At 37.3% G+C, this 16,965-nt stretch carries 15 protein-coding genes; 9 read left to right on the forward strand and 6 right to left on the reverse strand.

The features are described from left to right. Positions 1-24 precede the first annotated feature (24 nt). The 3 genes from AC1M83_RS06465 to AC1M83_RS06475 form a co-directional block, all read right to left on the reverse strand. Positions 25-714, reverse strand: coding sequence for an aspartate/glutamate racemase family protein (locus AC1M83_RS06465; RefSeq protein WP_180028590.1), 690 nt, complete (start codon positions 712-714; stop codon positions 25-27). 383 nt (positions 715-1,097) lie between these two features. Further along, positions 1,098-1,322, reverse strand: coding sequence for a hypothetical protein (locus tag AC1M83_RS06470; protein WP_180028591.1), 225 nt, complete (start codon positions 1,320-1,322; stop codon positions 1,098-1,100). 391 nt (positions 1,323-1,713) lie between these two features. Continuing rightward, positions 1,714-2,952 (reverse strand): MFS transporter, encoded by a 1,239-nt coding sequence (locus AC1M83_RS06475; RefSeq protein ID WP_180028592.1) that lies wholly within the window; start codon positions 2,950-2,952, stop codon positions 1,714-1,716. A 117-nt stretch (positions 2,953-3,069) separates the two neighbouring features. On the opposite strand from AC1M83_RS06475, the gene AC1M83_RS06480 reads away from it, so the two are divergent. Continuing rightward, complete coding sequence (locus tag AC1M83_RS06480) at positions 3,070-3,717, forward strand: TetR/AcrR family transcriptional regulator (RefSeq protein ID WP_180028593.1); 648 nt, start codon at positions 3,070-3,072, stop codon at positions 3,715-3,717. Between the two features lie 39 nt (positions 3,718-3,756). Here the strand turns inward: AC1M83_RS06480 and AC1M83_RS06485 are convergent, their stop codons facing one another. Further along, positions 3,757-5,223 carry a CYTH domain-containing protein gene (locus tag AC1M83_RS06485; protein ID WP_481590277.1) on the reverse strand — a complete coding sequence of 489 codons (1,467 nt, stop codon included), beginning with the start codon at positions 5,221-5,223 and terminating at the stop codon, positions 3,757-3,759. Positions 5,224-5,437: 214 nt separating this feature from the next. On the opposite strand from AC1M83_RS06485, the gene AC1M83_RS06490 reads away from it, so the two are divergent. The 8 genes from AC1M83_RS06490 (at position 5,438) to rapA (ending at position 14,533) form a co-directional block, all read left to right on the forward strand. Continuing rightward, complete coding sequence (locus AC1M83_RS06490; protein WP_180028595.1) at positions 5,438-5,818, forward strand: Mpo1-like protein; 381 nt, start codon at positions 5,438-5,440, stop codon at positions 5,816-5,818. Positions 5,819-6,115: 297 nt separating this feature from the next. Further along, positions 6,116-6,790 carry an HAD family hydrolase gene (locus AC1M83_RS06495; RefSeq protein ID WP_481590278.1) on the forward strand — a complete coding sequence of 225 codons (675 nt, stop codon included), beginning with the start codon at positions 6,116-6,118 and terminating at the stop codon, positions 6,788-6,790. 723 nt (positions 6,791-7,513) lie between these two features. Then, positions 7,514-8,134 carry a thiamine phosphate synthase gene (gene thiE, locus AC1M83_RS06500; protein ID WP_180028825.1) on the forward strand — a complete coding sequence of 207 codons (621 nt, stop codon included), beginning with the start codon at positions 7,514-7,516 and terminating at the stop codon, positions 8,132-8,134. 31 nt (positions 8,135-8,165) lie between these two features. After that, positions 8,166-9,464 (forward strand): glutamate-1-semialdehyde 2,1-aminomutase, encoded by a 1,299-nt coding sequence (gene hemL / locus AC1M83_RS06505; RefSeq protein ID WP_481588998.1) that lies wholly within the window; start codon positions 8,166-8,168, stop codon positions 9,462-9,464. Between the two features lie 89 nt (positions 9,465-9,553). Next, positions 9,554-9,970 (forward strand): GlcG/HbpS family heme-binding protein, encoded by a 417-nt coding sequence (locus AC1M83_RS06510; protein ID WP_035267160.1) that lies wholly within the window; start codon positions 9,554-9,556, stop codon positions 9,968-9,970. 1 nt (position 9,971) lies between these two features. Next, positions 9,972-10,688 (forward strand): acyl carrier protein, encoded by a 717-nt coding sequence (locus tag AC1M83_RS06515; RefSeq protein WP_481590279.1) that lies wholly within the window; start codon positions 9,972-9,974, stop codon positions 10,686-10,688. Between the two features lie 160 nt (positions 10,689-10,848). Beyond that, positions 10,849-11,493 carry an RluA family pseudouridine synthase gene (locus AC1M83_RS06520; RefSeq protein WP_481590280.1) on the forward strand — a complete coding sequence of 215 codons (645 nt, stop codon included), beginning with the start codon at positions 10,849-10,851 and terminating at the stop codon, positions 11,491-11,493. Between the two features lie 202 nt (positions 11,494-11,695). Continuing rightward, entirely contained in the window at positions 11,696-14,533 is a 2,838-nt protein-coding gene (gene rapA, locus AC1M83_RS06525) for an RNA polymerase-associated protein RapA (RefSeq protein WP_481590281.1), read from the forward strand. A gap of 29 nt (positions 14,534-14,562) precedes the next feature. Here rapA and AC1M83_RS06530 read toward each other — a convergent pair whose 3' ends face one another. Together AC1M83_RS06530 and AC1M83_RS06535 are read right to left on the reverse strand one after the other, a co-directional pair. Beyond that, positions 14,563-15,366: an enoyl-CoA hydratase-related protein gene (locus AC1M83_RS06530; protein ID WP_035267153.1), complete on the reverse strand. Its 804-nt coding sequence runs from the start codon at positions 15,364-15,366 to the stop codon at positions 14,563-14,565. Positions 15,367-15,445: 79 nt separating this feature from the next. Beyond that, positions 15,446-16,648 carry an iron-containing alcohol dehydrogenase gene (locus tag AC1M83_RS06535; RefSeq protein ID WP_481590282.1) on the reverse strand — a complete coding sequence of 401 codons (1,203 nt, stop codon included), beginning with the start codon at positions 16,646-16,648 and terminating at the stop codon, positions 15,446-15,448. Positions 16,649-16,965 lie beyond the last annotated feature (317 nt).

Genomic DNA, 16,965 nt, shown 5'->3' on the forward strand with positions numbered 1-16,965 from the left:
AATGATTTTTATGCTATGAAATATTTATGATAATACAAAATCTACAGCTGCTTGCGCATGAATAGAAGTTGTATCAAATAGAGGGACTGAGAATTTTAGATCTCCTATAAGCATACAAATCTCAGTGCATCCTAAAATGATTCCTTCAGCGCCAGAAGATATTAATTCTTCGACAATATGAATATATTTCTTTTGCGAAGCTTCGCTAATTATGCCTAAACATAATTCGTTGTAAATAATATCATGAACAATTTTTCTACTCGCTTTATTAGGTGTTATTACTTTAAGTCCTTTTTCCTCCAATCTGCTTTTATAAAAATCTTGTTCCATCGTAAATGCAGTACCAAGCAGCCCAATTTTTGTAATTTTCTGGCTCATGATTTCCATGGCTGTCGCATCTGCTATATGAATAAATGGTACGTTGGTTGATTCCTCAATATAAGTTGCTACTTTGTGCATTGTATTTGTACAAAGTACTATGCCATCTGCACCTGCTTTTTCTAATTGTATGGCTTGATCTCTTAAATAGATTCCTGCATCTTCCCATAATCCTTTGCGTTGTAACTCCTCAATTTCAGCGAAATCAACGCTAATAAGAATAACCTTAGCAGAGTGTAACTTGCCAAGTTTCGTTTGAACCATCTTATTGATTTGTTGATAGTACAAATCAGTCGACTCCCAACTCATCCCACCTAATAAACCAATTGTCTTCAAGTTCGCACCTTTAAAAATTAAATATTTAATTTATCAATATAATGAAAATTATCGAGTATGAAATTGCTACTTTTTAAAATAATGACTTAATCAAAGTGAGAAAAGTTCAGCTTTTGATGTGTATTTTTAGGGATGAATGTATATAAGTTTAGCAGCAGAATTTACCAATCTTATGGTTGAGTAAGCTTCTCATCGGAAGAATTCACATTAACCCCGAACTTAGATGCCATAAATAGAGGAAAATTATTGTATTGCTGAACAATCCATGTATAGAGCATTCTAGTTCAAAATCTTGTAGGATATCAATCAAAAGGCTCATTCACGAGCCTTTTGATGAGTGATTTGAAAGATTAAAAAGTCTATTGTTCATAAGATTTTTAAAATTAAATCAACGTGTCTACAACACCTTTTAATACACCTAATCCTAGTGAATCAATTGTTCCATTAAGTGTTTCATTTACGCCAGTGCCAATTTTCACTAAAGGATCTTTTAATCCTACAAGAGAACCGACAGTACCAAGCAAATTAGTCACTAAACCTGCACCAGATACTGCTTCAATTTCATCTAATGTAAGTTCTTTTAAAGTTGTTGGATTTGAATTATTCATTGTATTCACCATTCATGTTTGATTTTATTTTCAAGTAAATCGAATAACTAGCGTTAAACGATAGACTCATCATAATGAATGCATTTTGTATGCCAACTAATAAATAATGATAAATATATAATTTAGGTATAATTAATAATATGGAGGAGTGATTAACGGATTTTTCATGAAAAAATTCATCATTTTTGTGCAAATGTCACCGAATTGGTGCATTGATCGATTTGAATGATGGTTGAGAATTTAGCGCGTTAATTTCTTGAATTGATTTCACTCAACGAAATGAGTTTATATTTCATAGAATTATTTAAGAATTGAGCGTAAAAAATTACACTCAACTCAACTCAACTCAACTCAACTCAACTCAACTCAACTCAACTCAACTCAACTCAACTCAATTAATTGATGTACATTGCTGAGCTTTAGGATTATTCAATCCTCGACTATGTGTAAATACAGCAATTACAGCTAAAGAGATAAAAATCAATACACTGTAAATTAAGGTACTGGTATTGAAGTGATCTACCATAAAACCACCAAATAAAGCGCCTGCTGCAATCATGATTTGGAACATACTGACAAAAAGAGGCATCCCTTTTTCAACCGCATGTGGCGCATGTAAAAACATCCAGATATTGGCTGTCGTAGGAAAGGCACCAAAAGCAAAACCCCATAATGCTGTAAGAATATATGCACCAGTTAAGAATTTGGCATAAACAGGGAATGTAAGGAATACGATTGCTAAACACAATGCAACAGCAAAAAGCGTATAGCGGACATTGATATTGCTGCTATAACCGGAGAATGCATTGCCTACGAAGCCTGCTGCTCCATAAATAAGAAGTAAAGAACTGATGGTTGAACCATCAAATCCTGCTTCATTTTTATAGAAAGGCGCCAAGTAACTGTATGTTGAAAAATGCGCTAATCCGATAAATAAAACAATGATTAACCCTTTACGAGCTTTTGGATCTCGAAACAATGCGGGTAGATCACTATATTGAATAGCTGAAGTCGGCGGTAATTTCGGTAGGAATTTAATTTCAAAAAACAGAATAATGGCACCAATCACCGAGGTGATCATAAAGGCATTACGCCAACCGTAAATTTCACTTAGCCATGTTCCAACCGGAACACCCAGCACAGTTGCCAGAGTCACGCCAGCCATGACGATAGCTGTTGCTTTGGCGATGGGTAGGTGAGGAGGTGCAACACGACCACTTAAGGCGATTGCAGTTGCCCAGAATCCGCCTATCGCGATACCCAAGAAAAAGCGACTCAATAGAATCCAAGTGAAACTTTCTGAATAGCTCGTAATGAAATTTGCAATGACCATGACCGCTGTGAGTGCGATTAATAAATAGCGTCGATCAAGTTGCTTCACCCAGACCGAGATAAGCGGTGCTGCGAAAGCACCCATCACGCCTGGAAGGGTAATGAACAGGCCAGCAGTACCGACTGAAATGTTGAGATCTAATGCGATTGCATTGAGCACACCAATAGGGAGAAACTCACTGGTCACTAATATAAAAGCGGTGATAGAAAGTGTAATAACAGCAAACCAATTTCCTTGATTTTTTGTAGGAGATGGAGAATTAACAGCGGTTTCAGTCAGATGAGATTCAGAATTCATTGACCAACGCTCCTTGAAAATAATTTCATAATGATTGTTATAAAAATAAAATATTTGAATTTAAGATCTGGGTCAATTAATTTATTAATGATCATTATAAAATTAATTGGGTTGAATATGCAGGAAAGTTCAAAGCCAATAAATCAAATGGATAGTGCCAAATCAATATCTAAGGGGCGTGGACGTCCTAAGTGTTTTAATGAAGAACAAGCACTTGAAAAAGCCATGACACTATTTTGGAAATACGGTTATGAAGCCACGTCAATGAGTGATTTAACATTCGCCATGGGAATCACTGCACCTAGTCTTTATAGTACGTATGGTGATAAATCTGAGCTCTTTAATCGTTGCATTGACTATTATCTCAAGCATGAATCATGCTCGATGGAAATGATTTTTAAACAGGCACATTCCATAAAATTAGCAATGGAACTCTATTTGATTGAAAATCTAAAACGACTGGTGCAGAAAGACAAACCGAAAGGATGTATGTTGGTCGTGTCGACAATGAACTGTTCGATTCAAAATCAACAAATACAACAATCAATTTCGGAAAAAAGACAGCTATCTAAATCGAATTTAATTGAAAAATTATTAGCTGCCCAAGCCTCAGGTGAAATTAGTGCACAAACTAATATTCAGGCAATGACAGATTATTATATGACGATTTTACAAGGGCTAAGCTTGCAAGCACGTGATGGAGCAACTTTTGAACAATTGGAAAGTGTTGTACACATGGCGATGCAAACTTGGGATTGTTTTTAAGTCAGAACTTCTCATTGACGAAAAGTTCTGACTTGAATTTTATGACTTGATAAATTTTCGACTGACTAGGAATTGTTCAGTCGCTTCCAAAAGTTTTTCAGCGTAAATTTCTTGCTTTGCCGTCAACCAACCTAAGGCGAACCAGTCACTGGCTTCTAATTCTGTTTGCTGTAAGTAGGATGATGAGGAAGATAATACTTGATATTGTTCAGCTGCATAATGTGCATCATTAAGCGCCTTGCCGTATTTTTGTAAATTTTTCACATCAAAAATTTGTGTTAAGACTGGGAAACTGAATCTTAATTCACTTAAATGTATTGCCAATTGGTCAAGACTTTCAAAGTTAGAGGGATCAGCTTCATTTAGACATTCCTGTAAAACTTTATACTGTTGTTGAAGCGTATTTTGAGCATAGGTTTTGAGGTCTTGGGGTTGCACCTTCTTAGAACTGCCTAAACTAAAACTCAAAAGTTCAAGATAGTGTTGAACGTTTTGGGTAGATTTGACTAAGTTGTTTAATTTTTCTCGGGCGTAGAGCACATCTTTGCTGAGCATTTCAGCAGTTTTAGGGTTTTGCAGAATAGCACCTAAGGTGTGTTGCATATGCTCATAATGTTTTAGGTTTTCAAAATGACTTTTAAATGCAGATAACTGATGTGCCCATTTATCTGTGCTCTTTGATGTCCAGTCTTTAAAAATAGATAGACTTAAAAACAAATAGTTCAAAGCAATATGTGCTTGTTCGATGTGTTCCTGTTCAGCCACTTCCGCAGAAATCGCAGCAATATTCGGCAGCAAATGTTGCATATGATGACCGATCATCATTCGAATCGTTTTTTCTGCGCTTTCTTTTTTTGCAACGATCCATTCTTTTTCAGTTCGCGCTGGGCTTACAACTAAATTTGAAACCAATAAATTTCCAAACTCAGCTTTACTTCGAACATCTAGCCAAAGTTGATATTTTTTGACCCACTCAAAACTAAACGCTAGTAATGTTTCAACTTTTCCTTGTTTGAGTTCAAACTCTACTTCATGAATCTCATGTTCTCGATCACCTGATCGTACAACGCCAATATCTAGACACACTTCAATTTCAGCATCTTCAAAGCTAATCACTCGAACTGTACGTTGAATGTCTGTTTCAAACTGCAAGACTAATTGGTCAAAATCACCTTTCAATGCGTCATTTAAGACCTCATAAGCTTCGGAATTATCTGAATAAATAGATAAATCTAAATTCGGTGCAGCCTCAAGATTACCTAAATCATGATTATGTTCGAAACGGTGTAAATGGCTTTTACTTTTCGTCGCTTTTAAGGTTTGAACCCAATTGGTATTTTCAAGACGTTGTCGAATGGCTATCCCATGCTGAGAGAGTAGGCGATCAGGAGTGTCATAGTACTTTGCTTGCATTTGAATGAGTTCAGACTTTTTTGGATCGATTGCTTTTAAAATCGCATTCCGTCGAGCTTCTGGGATCTGAAACTTTAATTCAATTTCAAGCATGTGATTTTCCTAATTGATCAATCATTTTCATAGAAGTAAGACATTTGATTGCCTTTTAATTTAAGGGAATTGTAACTGATTCAGTTAGAACCACAATCTTGACAATTCACTTACATTTACTTGAATGAATGATTAATCACAATATTTGTAAGATAAGCTTTTCAAGTGCAATTTTTTGAATTAAGGTGGTCTAAAAAAGGACAGGAATACAACAATGAATGCTTATGTAGAGCCGTCTTCATCGCAAGAAGAAGCTAAATTTCAATTACCCATCAAGAATTACTCAGAATTTTATCGTTTTTATTTGACTGAACACCGCAGCATTATGAGTCGTCGTTTACATGCAGCAGGTAGCTCAATCGGTATTTATTTTTTTACTCAAGCGATTCGTCAGCGTAAAGCTAAATATCTAGTCTACGGATTAGTTTCAGGCTACGCATGCGCGTGGGTGGGGCATTTTGTTTTTGAAAAAAATAAGCCAGCAAGCTTTAAACAACCGTTGTATAGCTTTATTTCAGACTGGAGAATGTTATCGGATATTTTGCGCGGAAACTTGAGTTTGAAAGATCGTAAATTTGATAAAATTGATAGCTAAATTTATATATTGTTAAAAACGCTCAGCAGATTCTGGGCTTTTTTTGTCATGAAATGTTTTAAGAAAGCTACACAAAAATATGATTATATGATAGCTGGAAAGGCTTAAGATCCAATGAATAAATCCAAATTATAAATATTGGGATTAAATAAAAAAAATTAACGTATTCAGTTAGATGAGTTAACGGTATTATTCTGTTAAACCGCATATAATACATATTATGTTAATTTAAATAATACTGAAAAAAAAGAAGATGAACTATATATAGAACTTTTATTATGAGAGTGAGTATTTTTAATGCGAAACATACTTCTGTTTGATTTGGATCAAACTATTTTGAATAGGAATGAGTCACTTATTCGTTTTATAAGTTGGCAAGTAAATTTTTTCCAATTAGTACCACAAGAACTAAAAGATGCATTTATAAAAAAATTTATTGAATTGGATGATAATGGAAATGTTTGGAAAGATATCGTTTACAGTCAATTAATCAAAGATTTTAATATAAAAAAATTTACTGTTGATGAATTACTTAATTCTTACATTACTGATTTCAATAAATTTTCAATTGGTTTTGATGACGTCCAAAAAGTCATTTCAGATCTTTATCAAAAGGGATATAAGATTGGGTTAGTCTCCAATGGAAAAAGCCCATTTCAGGAACATAATTTTTATGCTTTAGGTCTTACCGAATATTTCTCGACTATCATAGTTTCAGAAGCGATTGGCTTGAGAAAGCCCGATAAAAAAATATTTGCTTACGCTTGTAACCAGTTAAATTGTACACCTTCTGATTGTATTTTTATTGGTGACAATCCTAAAGCTGATATAGAAGGTGCAAAAAATGTTGGTATGAAAACTATTTTTTTTCACCCAAATAAAATACTAAAAAAATCAATTACAGATGAGAGTATTCATCATTATGATGAATTAGAGCGAGCCATCAATAGAATAAATAATGGGGGCTTATGATGAATGATAAAATTAATTTATATGAAAACGTTTTATAAAATTGAATGAATTAAGAAAATGTATTGATAATATTGGTGCTTCACTCATTTTGATACTATTCGAGCGCTTTAAATAAACAAATAAAAATAGGAAAATTAAAGGCTTAATCTGAGTTACCCTCAGTAGATCTCTGAAAGAGAAAACAATCAAATTGTTAATTTTAAAAAACTTTCTGACGAAGCTATTTATGTCCATTAGTTGCCGGCAAGTTTTACGATTGATTATTGATGAAGTTATCAAACATTATGAATTAAGTACTGAATCAAATAATTAAACGCATCTATTTAACATAATTGAGATTATACAAAATTATTGACTGTACTTTAATGGAAGAGGGAATCCCTTAAGCATTTGCTGTGCATGACATGCTAAAAGGTGTTTTCATACTGATTCGTTTATAACTAATGCCAGGTATAGGCTCCTTCGCAGGCAACATATCTCTTTTTTCGCAAATTTCCTTTATGTACTTAAGTGTGTCTTTCGAAGAACTAGATGGAATATATTCAAACGTATTGGAGCCAATTTTTTCTTGGATTAAATTTCTCAAATTCATTTCAATCAATATCTTTAATACGCTTAGTCAACAATACAGCCTGTTAATTTCTACATTTTATCAATGTGTTCTTGGAAGGCTTTGTCCTATAATGTTTTAAATTTTTTAGTATTTGCCTAGAGTTATTCTTTATGCGCGGTTTGTATTTAATCACCAACGATGATCCTATTGAACTTCTATTAGCAAAGCTTGAAGGAGCGATGGCAACTTATGAAGTTGCAGTACTTCAGTATCGTCGTAAAAACGTTGCGAAAGAAGATCAAGCTTATGAAATTGAATACATGAAGAATATGTGTAATCAATATAAGGTTCCTTTTGTCATCAATGATGATTTAGAGGCCGCAGTCAAATATGGCGTGGGTGTGCATCTTGGTCAAGATGATGGTTCAATCCATGAGGCTGTAGAACGATTGCCAAAAAATGTCTTAATTGGACGTAGTTGTAATAATTCTATTGAACTAGCTGAGCAAGCGATCGCAGACGGCGCAAATTATGTAGCATTTGGCGCAATTTATGCGACAGAAACCAAACCTGAAGCAGGCAATATTGGTTTAGAAACGTTAAAAGCTGCAAAAGCAAAACTAAATGTACCTATTTGCGCGATTGGTGGTTTGACGGTTGAAAATGGCGCTGAAGTGATTGCTGCTGGAGCAGATCTTTGTGCTGTCATTAGCGATGTATTGGGTCGTTCGATGTCAACCGTAGGTCAACGTGTTTATGATTGGTCAGAGCTGTTTGCTAAACAAGCTTAAATTTTTTACTTTTTTGAGTTGAGTGATTTTCATGAGTTTATCTCCTAAGCAAGAACAACTATTTAAACAAGCCAGCAAACATATTCCTGGTGGTGTGAATTCGCCAGTACGCGCTTTTAATGGTGTAGGCGGTACACCGGTATTTATTGAAAAAGCTCAAGGTGCCTACCTGTATGATGTAGATGGCAAACGCTATGTAGATTATGTGGGTTCATGGGGACCAATGATTTTAGGACATGCACACCCTGCGATTATTAAAGCTGTTCAAGACGCCGCTGTTGATGGTCTAAGTTTTGGTGCACCTACAGTGCATGAAACGACATTGGCAGATATTATCTGTGAAATTATGCCGTCGATTGAATTGGTACGTATGACCAACTCAGGGACAGAAGCAACAATGACTGCGATTCGTCTTGCACGTGGGTATACAGGTCGTGACAAGATTGTTAAGTTTGAGGGCTGTTACCATGGTCACTCAGACTCACTTTTAGTGAAAGCAGGTTCTGGTCTACTCACAAGTGGTGAAGGCGAGGCTACATCAGCGGGTGTTCCTGCTGATTTTGCAAAACATACTTTGACGCTTCCATACAATGATATTACGACTTTAAAAGAATGCTTTGCTAAATTCGGTTCCGAAATTGCGGGTGTTATTGTTGAACCTGTTGCAGGTAACATGAACTTGGTTAAACCAATTGATGGATTCTTGCAAGCCATTCGAGATGTGTGTGATGAGCATGGTTCAGTATTCATTATTGATGAAGTGATGACCGGTTTCCGTGTGGGATTAGGTGGAGCTCAAGCACACTACGGCGTTACACCTGATTTAACTACGCTAGGTAAAATTATTGGTGCAGGTCTGCCTGTAGGTGCATTTGGTGGTAAGCGGGAGGTGATGGAATGTATTGCGCCTCTAGGTAAAGTTTACCAAGCAGGAACTTTGTCAGGTAACCCGCTGGCAATGAGAGCTGGGATTGAGATGTTTAAACATCTTCGTCAACCAGGTTTCTATGAAAATCTAACCGCACAGCTTGAAAAGTTATTGATTGGTTTACAGACTGCCGCTGATGAAGCAGGTATACCATTTAAGACTCAACAGGTTGGAGGTATGTTTGGATTGTATTTCACTGATCAAGAAGATATCACTAGCTTTGATTCAATGTTGAAATGCGATGTTGAAATGTTCCGTAAATTCTTCCATGGCATGTTGGATGAAGGTGTAAATTTAGCGCCTTCTGCTTTTGAAGCCGGTTTTATCTCAAGTGCGCATTCCGATGAGGATATTGCGTTCACTATTCAAGCAGCTAAGAATGTATTTGCGCGTTTAAAATAGAATTTTTTTGAAAATCTATTAACATAAGCCTACAGTGTAAATACTGTAGGCTTTTTTGCACGTATAAAATTCACGGACTTAAAATAGAAATGAAATTAAAACATTATTTAACTTTAGAAGACGCGGAGTTTTTACTGACGCGTGCGCAACAATATGCGATTGATAAAAAGTTGAATGTCAGTATTTCTGTTGTAGATGAAACTGGAAGTTTACTTGCAATGAAACGTATGGATGGTGCCTCTCCGATGACTGCGAATTTGTCAGCTGAAAAAGCAAAATGTTCAGCTTTGAGCCGCCACCCATCTCAAATTTTTGAAGAGCTGATCAAAGATGGGCAATTGGGTTTTCTGACTGTTCACTCATTGTCGGGAATGTTAGAAGGTGCGGAACCCATTATTTATCAAGGGCAATTGGTGGGAGCCGTGGGAGTTTCAGGTGCTAAATCTTTTGAAGATGCTGAAATTGCGCTGCATGCCATTGAAGTTTTCTTGGCTTTAGCTGATTAAAGTGGCAATGTCATATTTTTATACACCACCCAAAAAAATTGAACTCAGCGCGAGTTTGGCAAAGTGGTCCATTGAAGCTGAACAATGCGTCTTGGTGGTTTTTGGATTTCAAGGTTTAACTGAATATAGCAATGACCAACATCAAGAATTATTAATTCATTTAAATCGGTTAATTAAAAAAGCGCAGGCTTTAGATATTGAAGTGATTGAAATTGAAGAGCAGCAATCATTTTCTAAAGTAGCGCAGTTGGGTGAATTACTCGCAGAAAAGAAACAACTCATTGTGTCTGGCATGATCAATTCACCTATAAAGCAACTTTTACAGCATATCATTTCGATTACTCCTCAAATTTGTGTGGTGAACGATGCTGTTCATGTAGAAACGAAGAGCCAACATTTACAGTGGATTGAGAACTGTGTAGAACAAGGTATTCATCATATGAACACCTCTGCCATGATTCGAATGCTGGAATTGAGTGCGCCGTCCTCATTTATTCTTTCTGAAAAGGGTATATTACTGTCTATTGCTGAATACCTTGAATTCGATATTTTAGAAATTGATCCATTTCAAGATTTAAGGCGCTATGGCTTAGATTCGGTCGCAATGGTGAGTTTGATTGGCTTGTGGAGAGCCAATGGCGCACATATAGATTTTGAATCATTTGGGCAAAATTGTACACTTTCTCAATTGCTTCCTATCCTGAGAAAAGACAGCTAGATATCACAAACAAAACTTAATTCATTTGAATCGTCAGATTGATTTAATTTGTATCAGATATCGGAAAAATCATCACTGTTTGTCGATTTCAAGATTGTAATTTATCGCTAAGCTTTCTATTATTGCCGCCTTGTTTTCACGATCTGCTAGGAATAGAAATTTGAGTCATTTTCTTCAGGAACATCTCATTCATCGTGATCAAGATTTTATGGTGATTCACAAACCAGCTGGATTACTTTCTGTTCCAGGCAAAACGCCTGACCTTCAAGATTGCGTTATTAATCGTCTTCTTCAAGAAGAACCACGTACGCTTCTGATTCATCGTTTAGATCGTGATACATCCGGCTTATTGGTGTTTGGACTCAGTAAAACAGGTCAAAAATCGATCTCTCGCCAATTTCAAGAACGTGAAACGGATAAAACTTATCAAGCACTAGTCGCGGGATATGTAACAGGTCAAGGAACTGTAGATATTCCTGTGATTTACGACCCATCGCGTCCGCCATTGCATATCGTAGATGCGCATCACAATAAAGCAGCGTTAACGCATTGGGAAGCAATTGAACAATTTCAAATTCAAGATCAGTGGGTGACACGCGTAAAATTAACGCCAATCACAGGTCGAGCACATCAACTTCGCGTTCACATGCAGCATTTAGGGCATCCCATCGTAGGGGATACTTTGTATGCAACACCAGCGCAACAAGCTTTGAAAGATCGACTCTGTTTGCATGCAGAGCAGTTAAGTTTCAATCATCCTGTTACCGGTGAACGACTGAATTTTCATTGTCCAGTGCCGTTCTAAAAACACATTTTTAAATCAGTATACGAATATTTTATGATCTGATCATGATGAAATCTTGGTTATGATCAATTAAATAGATCGGTGCTAAATATTGCTCACTTTTTGGTGGGCTTTATGTCAAAATATATTGCTTATAGACGTTAAATTTTGCTCAAATCATCTCCTGTTTGAGCATAAGTTTTCAGTCCTAACTTGAGATAAGGTGGAAAAATTGCAGCAGTTTGCTATTGGTCAACGTTGGTTATCAGACACAGAGACAGAGTTAGGTTTAGGGGTTTTGATTGATGTAAATGAACGATCAATTAGTATCCTCTTTCCTAAAAGTGACGAAACCCGTGTCTATGCACGTAGTAACGCACCTTTATCTCGAATTGTGTTCAATGTGAATGATGAGCTTCAAGACCAAGAGGGCATCGTCTGGAAAGTCGAATCATTAGAAGAGCGTGGTGGCGTTATTCGTTACAACGTCATTCGTCAGTTACAAGATGGTACTGATGAACGCAAATCATTAAATGAAACCCGTGTTGGCGCGACGATTCAATTGTCTAAACCACTTGATCGTTTATTGGCAAGCCAAATTGATTATAAAGAATGGTATGACCTGCGTATTGAAGCATTACAAATGCAAGCTAATATGCAAAATAGTCCATTACGTGGCATGGTGGGTGCTCGTGTTGGATTGATTCCTCACCAATTTTATATCGCGCATGAAGTAGGTAAGCGCTTTGCTCCACGTGTCTTATTGGCGGATGAAGTTGGTCTAGGTAAAACCATTGAAGCAGGTTTAATCATACACCAGCAACTTAAAACAGGACGTTCTGAACGCATCCTCGTTTTAGTACCTGATTCGCTGCAATATCAGTGGATGATTGAAATGCGTCGCCGTTTCAATTTGAATTTCTCGCTATTTGATTTAACGCGTACTGCTTCGATCAAAGAACATGATCCAGAATTGAATCCGTTCTTAACTGAACAGTGCATCATTGCATCTGTTGATCTCATGATCGACCATGAAGATTTACGTGAGCAAGCGCTCGAAGCAGGTTTTGATTTGCTTGTGGTGGATGAAGCACATCACTTGATGTGGTCAGAAGAAGAAGGTGGTAATGACCGCTATGACCTTGTTGAAGAATTTGCTGAAAAAACAGCAGGGGTACTTTTGCTGACTGCAACGCCGGAACAGTTAGGTGTTGAGTCCCATTTTGCTCGTTTACGTTTACTCGATCCGCAACGTTTTAGTTCACTTGATCGTTTCTTAGATGAAGAAGAAAAATATCAGCAAACTGCTCAAATTGCGGAAGTGCTGATGTCGGATCAACCCCTTGAAGCTGATCATTTCCAAGCAATTGAGCAGTTACTGGGTCACAAGATTGAAGATGAGCCAGAACAGCGTTTCCGTGCAATTCATGAATTGTTAGATCGTCACGGTACGGGACGTGTACTATTCCGTAATACACGTGAAGCGATTCAAGGCTTCCCTGGTCGTGATTGTCAGCCTGCACCATTACCTGCGCCAGAAGGATGGTCGATGGATGGTAAACTTCGTGAACAAATGTGGCCAGAAGAAGCGCAATTGGACGGGGCTTGGATGGAAACTGATCCGCGTGTAACGTGGATTATGGAAATGCTCCGTACTCAGTTAAAGCATAAAAAAGTCTTACTCATTGCGCGTAGTGGGCCTGTAGTTGAAGCTTTAGAAAATGAATTACGTATCCATGCAGGGATCCGTACAGCAATGTTCCATGAAGGCATGAGTCTATTAGAGCGTGACCAAGCAGCTGCTTATTTTGCGGAAGATTCTTATGGTGCTCAGATTTTATTGTGTTCAGAAATTGGTTCAGAAGGTCGTAACTTCCAGTTTGCTTCAGATTTAATCCTATTTGATTTGCCAGCGAACCCTGATGTGCTTGAACAGCGTATCGGTCGACTTGATCGTATTGGTCAAGAAAACCGTATTCAGATTCATGTGCCATATTTAGTGGGCACTGCACAAGAGCGCATGTTCCGTTGGTACAATGAAGCATTAAATATTTTCAGCAATATTTCTCCAACTGCGCAAACCTTACAAGAGAACTTTATTGTTGATCTTAAAGATTGCTTGTTGGCTGATAAAGGTCAAGCGTTTGAAGATCTTCTTGAAGCTGTAAGTGTGCAACGTGAAGCCTTAGAGCAAGAGCTACAAGCAGGACGTGATCGTTTATTGGAATACAATTCTTGTCGTCCAATGGTTGCGCAAGAAATTGTGCAAGCACTTGAAGAGTATGATGATAATACGACTTTGCCAATGTTTATGAAACGCTTCATGGCATCAACCAATATTGATTTTGATGAGCAAAGTAATGGCACGGTGATTATCAAGCCTACTGATCAAATGCAAGTCCAAGGTCTGACTTTGGATGAGGAAGGCATGACCGTGACGTTCTATCGTGATCAGGCTCAGATCCGTGAAGATGCGCAATACATAACGCTTGAGCATCCTTTCACTGAAAGTGTCATGGAAATGATCAATACGCAATCGTTTGGTAGTACCAATGTGGCGTTATTGAAGTCTGCAGCTTTACCACAAGGTTCAGTTTTAGTTGAGGTGTGGTTCAAAGTGGATGTGATTGCACCGAAAGCATTGAACTTGCCAGCGAGTTTACCAACACAATTGATTCGTGTGTTATTAAGTGAAAAGGGCCAAGATTTATCAGCTAAAATTGCACCAGATATTTTGAAACCATACTTACATCATCTTGACGGTAATAGTTGTCGCCAAGTGGTGAAAGCACGTCGTGATGTCGTTGAACAACGTTATGCACAAGCTTTAGACATTGCAAAAGGTGCTTTGCCTGAATTAAAACAGCAAGCGAAAGAAATTTATAGCAATAAATGGCAATATGAAATTGATCGTTTAAGTTATTTGAAACAATTTAACCCAAGTATTCGCGAAGATGAAATTGCACGTTTGCAGAAGCTTCAAAAAGAAGGCTTAAGCCTTTTAGAAGGTTTAGCTGTAACGCCTGAAGCGATTCGAGTCTTGGTGGTGGTAAAGCCATAAAATAAAAAAAAGCACCCTAGGGTGCTTTTTTAGGACTGTAGAAATTGATTAAAGTCAGGTTTTCTTTTTTGTAAGAAAGCCATCACGGCTTCAATCATTTCAGGCGATGTTAAACGTTCTGCAACAACCTCAGCTTCCTGAACAATACAATTCTGAATTTGATCTTGCTCGGGTCGAATTTGTTTTTTAATAATTTTTAGCGTGGTCATTGGCAGTTGACTCATCTGTTGAGCCCGCTGTAAAGCTAATTGTTCAGGTTGCTCGCAAATCTGATTGATGATTCGACATTTTAGCGCTTCTTCCGCTGAAAATTTTCGACCTGTGAGCAATAATTCGGCAGCCATATGATAACCAGCCAACTCAGTGAAAAGAAGGCTGGTGCCACCTTCTACAGATAATCCCAAACTTACAAATGGAATTTGAAATTCTGTATCGGGGTGGGCGTATACCATGTCACAGTGAAATAGCATAGTGACGCCAACGCCTATAGTGCAGCCACGTACCGCAGCAATAATAGGTTTAGAAAATCTTGCGATCGCTTTTAGGAAGACAAAGGGTGGTGTAGCATCAGCGGCTAAACCAACATATTTTTGAGCGGCAGACATAAAATCTTTCAGATCATTTCCTGCGGTAAAATCCTGTTCATTACCCTGTAAAATCACAACATTCACTTGTTGAGATTGATCTGCCGCATCCAATATTTTTGCAATGTCATTGTACATTTCCCCAGTTAAAGCATTTTTTTGCTCGGGGTGATCAATTTTGATGGTCAGGATTCTATTCTCAATCGTGACATGAATAAAAGGGTTGAGTGAATCTAAATTTTTTAACATGGCGGCATTCCTTGTCGCAAATTAAAAAAGCTCAGTAGACACGATTGTATACTGAGCTTTTATTCGTGCCTTATTGGCATTAAAGTCGGTTTAAAATTTGCTCAGCATCTGAATAATTCATGTATTTTGGTACGGCATAAATTCCATGGGCTTCAGTAAAAGCAGATTTAATCATCTCTGGGAAATCTTGCTTTTTTAAATTCGGAATCTCAGTATTGATTTTCAAATCTTTGAGTAATTGCTTTACGCTTTGAATGAATATATTTGCGGCTTGTTCATCCGAAGTGTGTGACGAGCTTAAACCAATTTTCTTCGCTGCTAGTGCTAAGCGTTTTTCTGATGCTTTACGATTAAATTCTATAACATGAGGCAAGATAATGGCATTAGCGCGTCCGTGTGGGATTTGATATTGAGTCCCTAATTGATGCGCCAAAGCATGTACATAGCCAATTCCAGCACTATTCATTGCCAAACCAGCATAATGAGAACCGAGCGCCATTGCTTCACGTGCTGCAATATTCTGACCATCTTCAAATGCAGTTTTTAAATTTTCCATGATCAATTTCATGGCTGCACTGGCGTAATAATCTGATTGTTTGTTGGCGAATCCGCTTACCCACGATTCAATTGCATGAGTAAGGGCATCAATACCAGTGTCAGCAGTGATAGCAGGTGGCATGCCTTTCATGATGACGGGATCTAAAGCAGTTGCTAATGGAACGACTTTGGGATCAATAACTAAGCCTTTAATATGAGTTTCACTGTCTGAAATAACTGCGGCAATGGTAACTTCAGAACCTGTACCTGCGGTGGTTGGAATCACGAACAATGGATATGCAGGTTTACGGCTTTTTAAAATTCCAAAAAGTTGTTTAGGCGATTTATGGTTTGCGGCTGCGAGTGCTAATACTTTTGCTGTATCAATCGTCGAACCACCCCCTATACCCAATACGCTATCGCATCCGGTATTTTTAAACAGTGCTAGAGATTTTTCGACAATTTCACAAGTTGGATCAGGTTTTACATCAGAGAAAATAACAACTTCAATCCCATTGTGCTGTAATTGATCTTGAATGGGTTGTATGACACCTAATTTGACTAATACTGCATCAGTCACAATCATCACTTTTTTCATGCCGAGCTGAGCAATATTGCCACACAATTGCATTGATGAATCTTCACCTGCAAATACGAGAGGATGTGATACTGGAATTGCAAGGGTGAGGGCTTTGACAGCCATGAGTTGAGTTTTTGCACGTAAAATAGTGGCAATCTGAGCCATAATGATCAATCTCTATCCATGAGTTTGATTTAGTTATAGGATAATCATTGTCCAAGTACATTGGCGATAATCATCAACACATTGGTCTTAAATTACAATTTTATCAAAAATATAGCGCAATTAAACTGAGCAAAATAATGGTTGGATTTTGATCAGAATTCATGATAGAAAATAGAAAATAATTCGAAAATTTAAATCGTAAAGCTGTAGTTTTTACTCGGCAATCAGGGACTCAGGACGAGTTTAAAACGATTAAATCAGCTTTCGGTTATGAGTCATTACATAACAACAATGATGCGTTATTGGGAGTCATTTCA

The organism is Acinetobacter sp. 25-47-130 (assembly GCF_056779705.1).